The sequence below is a fragment of the Streptomyces niveus genome, from assembly GCF_001723055.1.
Taxonomy (GTDB): Bacteria; Actinomycetota; Actinomycetes; order Streptomycetales; family Streptomycetaceae; genus Streptomyces; species Streptomyces niveus.
This window is the reverse complement of record NZ_MDCR01000137.1, coordinates 1-7,368: the sequence shown is the minus strand read 5'-3', so window position 1 is coordinate 7,368 and position 7,368 is coordinate 1. Positions and strand designations below refer to the sequence as shown.

Genomic DNA, 7,368 nt, shown 5'->3' with positions numbered 1-7,368 from the left:
GCCGGCAGGGACCTGGTGACTCAGCGGATCACTGGGCCAGCCACTTCAGACCGTTGACCACGAAGCGGTTCTGCGTCGCGCTGTCGAACGTGGACGACAGGCCGGTGTTGGTGTTGTAGTCCATGGCGTTGTGGCCGAAGTTCGCGTACAGCATCTTGTACTTGCTGTTCGTCCAGAGAATCGGGTAATCCCCGCTGTACCAGGACTGGTTGGGGTCCGTACCGAGCGGGAAGCTCGACTGGTCGACCGAGGCCAGGACCTTGATGTTGGGGTTCGACCGGAGGTTGTTGGACCAGCTGTACCACTCGCTGACCGACGAGGTGAAGGTCGCCGGAATCCCCGCGAGCGCTGGGTGCGAGGTGTTCTCGGTCTTCAGCTTGGCGGTCGTCGGGCCCCAGGTGTTGGACCTGAAGTTGCCGCTGCCCAGGAACTCGTTGTGGTACCAGGGCCACTGCTGGGCGCCCGTCGTGAAGGCCGCGACATGGAATCCCATCCAGCCGCCGCCGTTACGCATGTACTGCTCGAAGCCCGACCGCTGGGCCGCGCTCTGCGGCAGGTCGTCGAGGAACAGGACGACGTCCACGCCTTGGAGGCCGCTGCCGGTCAGCCGGTTCCAGTTGTTGGTCGACTCGAAGGTGAAGTTGTTGGCGGCGGCGGTCTGCGGGAACCACTTCCGGGCCTCCGCCACGAAGTTGATGTGCGCGGCGTCCCAGGTGCCGCTGTAGAAGCCGAGGACATGGAAGTCCGCGGCGGCTGCCGTCTCCTTCGCCGCCGGAGCGGCAGACGCCGCACGGCCGGTGGTGGGCACGGCGGCCAGTCCGAGCAGGACGGCGAGCAGCAGGAGCAGGCGGAGCGGACGTTGGGTGAGACGTGTCCTGGTGAGCACGTGACGATCCCTTCCTGATGGGGGGTGCCATGCATATGACAAGAAATGCAGGACAGAAAGGCGGATCGGGAAGCGGGACCGTCGGCAACTGGCAGAACGACAGAAAGCGCTTCACCTCTTTGATTCAAGAAGTGAAGCGCCAGCCTGTCAAGGCTTTGGTCTGGACCAAAGCTTGGTCGGTCGGAGGCTCAGACAGATGCCTTGAAGGTGCGCAGTCGCAGGGAGTTGCCGACGACGAAGACGGACGAGAAGGCCATGGCGGCTCCGGCGATCATGGGGTTGAGGAGTCCGGCGGCGGCGAGAGGGAGGGCGGCGACGTTGTAGCCGAAGGCCCAGAAGAGGTTGCCCTTGATGGTGGTGAGGGTGCGCCGGGAGAGGCGGATGGCGTCGGCGGCGGCCCGGAGGTCGCCGGTGACCAGGGTGAGGTCGCCGGCCTCGATGGCGGCGTCGGTGCCGGTGCCCATGGCGAGGCCGAGGTCGGCCTGGGCGAGAGCCGCGGCGTCGTTGACGCCGTCGCCGACCATGGCGACGGACTTGCCCTCGGCCTGAAGGCGGGTGACGACGTCGACCTTGTCCTCGGGCATGACGTCGGCGATGACGTCGGTGATGCCGACTTCGCGGGCCACGGCCTCGGCGACGGCCCTGTTGTCGCCGGTGAGCAGGATCGGGGTCAGGCCCAGGCCCCGCAGCCGGCGGATGGCCTCGGCGCTGGTGTCCTTCACGGCGTCGGCGACCTCCAGGATGCCGCGCGCCTGACCGTCCCAGGCCACCGCGACGACGGTGCGGCCCTGGGTTTCCGCCTCCTGCTTCCTGGCTTCCAGCTCCTCAGGGAGGTGGATCTCCCATTCGGCCAGCAGTTTGGTGCGGCCGACGAGGACGGCGTGGCCTTCGACGATGCCCTGGACTCCGAGGCCGGGGATGTTCGCGAAGTCCTCCGGGGTGGGGAGGGTTCCGGTCCGGTCGGTGGCTCCGGTGGCGATGGCGCGGGCGATGGGGTGCTCGGAGGCGTGCTCCAGGGCGCCGGCCAGGCGCAGGAGTTCGGTGTCGGCGGTGTCAGAGGCGGCGTGGACGCCGAGGAGGGTCATCTTGCCGGTGGTGACGGTGCCGGTCTTGTCGAGGACGATGGTGTCGACCTTGCGGGTGGTTTCGAGGACTTCGGGACCCTTGATGAGGATGCCGAGCTGGGCGCCGCGGCCGGTGCCGACCATGAGGGCGGTGGGCGTGGCCAGTCCGAGCGCGCAGGGGCAGGCGATGATCAGGACGGCGACGGCGGCGGTGAACGCGGCGGTGAGGCCGGATCCGTTGCCGAGCCAGAAGCCGAGCGTGCCGAGCGCGAGGGCGATGACGACGGGGACGAACACGGCGGAGATCCGGTCGGCGAGGCGCTGGGCGGCGGCCTTGCCGTTCTGGGCGTCCTCGACCATCCGCGCCATCCGGGCCAGCTGGGTGTCCGACCCGACCCGGGTCGCCTGGACGACCAGGCGGCCCCCGGCGTTGAGGGTCGCGCCGGTCACGGTGTCGCCCGGTGCCACTTCCACCGGCACCGATTCGCCGGTGAGCATGGAGGCGTCGACGGCGGAGGTGCCCTCGGTGACGGTGCCGTCGGTGGCGATCTTCTCCCCGGGCCGTACGACGAACCGGTCCCCGACCGCCAGCTCACCCGTCGCCACGGTGACCTCGACTCCGCCGCGCAGGACGGTGACCTCCTTCGCGCCCAGCTCCATCAGGGCCCTCAGCGCGGCCCCGGCCTTGCGCTTGGAACGCGCCTCGAAGTACCGCCCGGCCAGGATGAAGGCGGTGACACCGGCCGCCGCCTCCAGATAGATGTTCCCCGCGCCGTCACTGCGCGCGATGGTCAGCTCGAAGGGGTGCGTCATGCCCGGAGTGCCCGCGGTCCCGAAGAACAGCGCCCACAGCGACCACAGGAACGCCGCCGACGTCCCCACCGAGATCAGCGTGTCCATCGTCGCCGCGCCATGTCGGGCGTTCTTCCACGCCGCACGGTGGAACGGCCACGCCGCGTACGTCACGACGGGAGCGGCGAGGGTCAGCGACAGCCACTGCCAGTACTCGATCTGGAGCGCCGGGATCATCGCCATCGCGATCACCGGTACCGACAGCACCACGGCGGTGATCAACCGCTGCCGCAACGGCCGCAGTTCGTCGTCGGCCTCCTCCTCCGCCGACCGCGAGGAGACCTCGCCGCCCGCCGGACGGGGCGGGGGCGGCTCGGCAGCCGTATAACCGGTGGCCTCGACGGTCGCGATCAGATCACCGACCGAGACGGCCTCGCCCCGATAACTGACCTTCGCCTTCTCGGTCGCGTAGTTGACGGTCGCCTCCACGCCGTCCATGCGATTCAGCTTCTTCTCGATGCGAGCCGCGCATGAGGCACAGGTCATACCACCGATGGTCAGCTCGACGTCGACCGCGGCGGTGGCCGGAGCCGGGACGGGGGCGGCGGTGGGTGTGTCGGTTACCGGTGTGCTGCTCATGACTGGCCTTCTCCTCCGTGTCGCTGACGCGAACCAGGTTCCATTACCCCTGGGGGGTATCTGGTTCCCACTCCATGTATACCCCTCGCCCCTATCTCGGGCAAGGGTAGTTCCTTGGCGGGAACTATACCCCCTAGGGGTATGCATGAACCACGACTATGACCTTCGTCGCGCAAGCGCGCGGTCAACGATGTGGTGTGCTGGAGGTTTGGTGATGCGAAGGCGCCGTGCGGCGTCGTAGGGTGGCTATTGGACTAGACCTATAGCGCCTCCCGGCCAGCCTCCCGAACGGAAATGGGTTCCCATGAGCAAGCGTGCAGTCCTGGAGGTGATCGCCCTCAACGCCGAGGACGCCGTCGCGGCCCAGGCGGGCGGGGCGGACCGGCTCGAGCTGGTCACCGACATGGCGTCGGACGGCCTCACGCCGGCGGTCGAGACCTTCGCGAAGATCCGTGCCTCCGTCGACATCTCGCTGCGCGTGATGCTGAGGCTCCAGGACGGATTCGCGGCGGGGGCGCCCGACGAAGTGGACGCGCTGGTGGAATCCGTGGGCGCGATGCGGATCGAGGGCGCCGACGAGTTCGTACTCGGCTTCCTTGACATCGATGGCAACCCGGACCTCGTCACGGTGGAGCGGCTCGTCGCCGAGCTGGACCCCTGCCGCTGGACCTTCCACCGGGCGATCGACCGCGCGGCCAACCGCGACGCGCTGCGCAAGCAACTCGCGGACCTGCCGGGCCTGGACACGTATCTCACGGCCGGTTCGGCGAACGGCGTCGACGACGGCATCCAGGTCCTCCTGGCGGAGGCGGCGTCGGGGGCCCGCGGCGAACCGGGTTACGGCCCCGAACTCCTCGTCGGCGGCGGCCTGCGGCTCGACCACCTGCCGCAGCTCCGCGCGGGCGGCCTCAACGCGTTCCACATCGGCGGCGCGGCGCGGCCGAACGGCTGGGACGCGCCGGTGGACGAGGCGACGGTACGGCAGTGGCGCGAGGCGATCGACGCGTAGCCGGTCGGCCCTCGCGTCGCCGTCGTCGCCGTCGTCGTCGTGTGGTGGTGCGGTGGTGCGGTATGCCCCGGGCCCCGGGCCGGCCGATCGACCGATCAGTCCCGGGACTTGCCGTCACTCCCCGTCTCGCCCGCATCACTCCCCGCCTCGGCGGGCACGGGCACCTGCGTGGCCTCTATGCCCCTGAACGAGAGCACCACGATGCTCACCGCCCCCGCGAAGATCCCGATGTCGGCGACGTTGCCGACGAAGAAGCCCGAGTAGTCGATGAAATCGACCACATGGCCCCGCCCGAAGGCGGGCTCGCGGAACAGCCGGTCGCCGAAGTGGGAGGTGGCGCCGCCGAGGAGCAGTCCGAGCGCGTACGACCACGGGGTGGAACGTACGCGCCACGCGTACCAGGCGATGGCCACCACGGCGATCCCGGCGAAGACGGTGAAGATCCAGGTCACGCCGGTGCCCATGGAGAAGGCGGCGCCGGGGTTGTAGACGAGCCAGAAGCGGATGAAGTCGCCGAAGACGGGGATCGACTTCGAGTCGGCCAGCGCGTCCACCGCCCACCACTTGGTGCCCTGGTCGACGACCAGGAGCCCGAGGGCGACGCCAAGAGCCGACCAGAAGAGCCGGCGGGTGGGTCCGGGAGCGGGGGTGACGAGCGCATCGCCCGCAGCAGGCCCGACCCCTCCGTCTGCTACCGCCGCCCCGCCTGCCGCAGCTCCGCCCGCCACCGCCCCGTCCGCCGCAGCCACCGTCTTCGCCTCGGGATCATCGTTCTCGTTCACCCGAACAGTGTCACCTACCCGGCCGACCCCGCCCAGGCCGTGTCCAGTTGGTTCGGCAGTGATGAGGCGTGGATCACGGTCAGGCCCGAGACCGCGCGGGTCAGTGCCACGTAAAGGCGACGCAGGCCTGTGCGTTCGTCCGGTTCGCCCGACACCACCGCAGACGGCTCGTCCAGGACCACGTAGTCGTACTCAAGACCCTTCGCCAGCGACGCCGGGACCAGGGTGAGGCGGGAGACCGCCGTGGTCTCCTCGCCCGGCGCCAGGTGCGGCAGATCCGCCGCCGCCAGGGCGGCGGCCAGTGCCGGAATACGGGCGTCCGCCGCGATCAGGCCGATCGAGCCCTCGTGCCGCAGCGACTCCACGCACGCGCCGACGACCTCCGCGTCCAGCGCGCCCGCCTCCACGGGACGTACCTCCAGGGACCCCGGCGCCTCACGTACCGACGCCACCTCCGTCAGCCCCGGTGAGATCGTCGGCAGCAGGCGCGACGCGTACGCGATCACCTCGCGCGGTACGCGGAAACCGGCCGTCAGTTCCTCCACCGCCGCGTCCGGCTTGCCCAGATGCTCCAACGCCTCCGCCCAACTCGCCGTCGCCCACGGTGTGGTGCCCTGCGCGAGGTCCCCGAGCACCGTCGCCGAACCGGTTGAGCAGCGCCGCCCCACCGCCCGGTACTGCATCGGGGACAGGTCCTGCGCCTCGTCCAGTACGACATGGCCGAGCGAGTGCGTACGCGACACCAGGTCGTTCGCCTCGTCGATCAGCACCGCGTCCGCCGACGACCACTTCGCCGTCTTCACGCTGCGCGGCGGCTTCGTCCACAGCAGCGCCCGCTGTTCGTCCGCCGTCAGCAGCCCCTCCGCGTGCTCGGCCAGGAAGTCCGCGTCGGAGAGCAGCCGTAGCACCAGTTTCGCCGGGTCGACGGCGGGCCACACTGCCTTGACGACGGCTTTCACCGCGGGGTTGCGGGCCACCGCGTCCTGCACGCGGTCGTCCGGCGCCTCGCCGGATCTCTCCATCTGTACGAGCACGGCGTGCGCGATGCGCTGCGGCAGGGCGTCGTGCGCGGCGCCGTACCGGATGTCGCGGGCCAGCAGCTCCCGTACCAGTTCTTCGAGTTCGTACGCCGGAACCCGCCAGCGCCGGGAGCCGCGCACCACCATGACCGGCTCGGTCGGGAGCGTGACGTGCGAGCGGACCGCGCGGCGCAGCACCCGCGCCATACGGGCGTCACCCTTGACGACCGCCGTCGCCGCGCTGTCCACGCCTGTCACCCGCACCTGGCCGGGCGTCGACGCCACCAGTTCGTCGACGGTCGCCTGCTTGACCTCCAACTCGCCGAGCGCGGGCAGCACCTGCTCGATGTAGTGGAGGAAGGACGCGTTCGGTCCGATGATGAGCGTGCCGGTACGGGCCAGCCGCTCGCGGTGCGCGTACAGCAGATACGCCACCCGGTGCAGGCCGACCGCCGTCTTTCCGGTGCCGGGGCCGCCCTGTACGCAGACGGAGCCGCTGAGTCCGGATCGGACGATCTCGTCCTGCTCGGGCTGGATCGTGGCGACGATGTCACGCATCGGGCCGACGCGCGGGCGCTCGATCTCGGCCTGGAGCAGCTTGCTGGAGTGGACGGCCTCCGTCGGGTCGGAGAGGTGTTCGTCCTCGTACGCGGTCAGCTCGCCGGCCGTGTAGCCGAAGCGCCGGCGCAGGCCGACATCCAGCGGATTCTTCTTCGACGCCTGGTAGAAGGCCTGCGAGACGGGGGCGCGCCAGTCGATGACCATGGGGTCGCCGTCGGCGTCGTGGACGTGCCGCCGGCCGATGTAGAAGCGCTCGCCCTCGGCGCCTTCGGCCTCGGCGGCGCCGACGACGTGCTCGTAGTCGAGGCGGCCGAAGAAGAGGGGGGTGTGGGAGAGGTCGGCGAGTGCCTTGATGCGGTCCTCGATCTGCGATTCGAGGACGGCGGCGTTGACCCAGTTCGCGGTCACGTCGCGGATGTCGAGGGCCTGGACGTCCTCGCGCATGGCGCGGAGGGCGGCGCGGGAGGCGTTGAGGTGGGCGCGTTCGCGGGCGAGGAGCGGGTCGGTGTCGGGCTCTGTGCCTGCTGTGGCGGTGGCGGTGGCGGCGTTGGTCGGAGCGGGGTCGTGCGCGGACATCCGGAGGCACCACCGTGTCCGCGCACGACCCCGCTCCGAC

4 protein-coding genes and 1 pseudogene are annotated in these 7,368 nt (G+C 70.2%); 1 reads left to right on the top strand and 4 read right to left on the bottom strand.

Annotation, left to right across the window (positions count from 1 at the left end; translation table 11 throughout):
- Window positions 1–37: 37 nt before the first annotated feature.
- A pseudogene (locus BHU15_RS17405) lies at window positions 38–886 on the bottom strand (ThuA domain-containing protein); the annotation flags it as partial.
- Window positions 887–1,074: 188 nt separating this feature from the next.
- Complete coding sequence (locus BHU15_RS17400; RefSeq protein ID WP_069628032.1) at window positions 1,075–3,381, bottom strand: heavy metal translocating P-type ATPase; 2,307 nt, start codon at window positions 3,379–3,381, stop codon at window positions 1,075–1,077.
- A 304-nt stretch (window positions 3,382–3,685) separates the two neighbouring features.
- Between BHU15_RS17400 and BHU15_RS17395 the strand changes: the two genes are divergently transcribed.
- Window positions 3,686–4,390: a copper homeostasis protein CutC gene (locus BHU15_RS17395; RefSeq protein ID WP_023540804.1), complete on the top strand. Its 705-nt coding sequence runs from the start codon at window positions 3,686–3,688 to the stop codon at window positions 4,388–4,390.
- Window positions 4,391–4,485: 95 nt separating this feature from the next.
- Here the strand turns inward: BHU15_RS17395 and BHU15_RS17390 are convergent, their stop codons facing one another.
- Window positions 4,486–5,172, bottom strand: a complete 687-nt coding sequence (locus BHU15_RS17390) for a signal peptidase II (protein WP_218028066.1) — start codon at window positions 5,170–5,172, stop codon at window positions 4,486–4,488.
- A 14-nt stretch (window positions 5,173–5,186) separates the two neighbouring features.
- Window positions 5,187–7,328: a HelD family protein gene (locus tag BHU15_RS17385; RefSeq protein ID WP_069628031.1), complete on the bottom strand. Its 2,142-nt coding sequence runs from the start codon at window positions 7,326–7,328 to the stop codon at window positions 5,187–5,189.
- Between the last annotated feature and the right edge of the window lie 40 nt (window positions 7,329–7,368).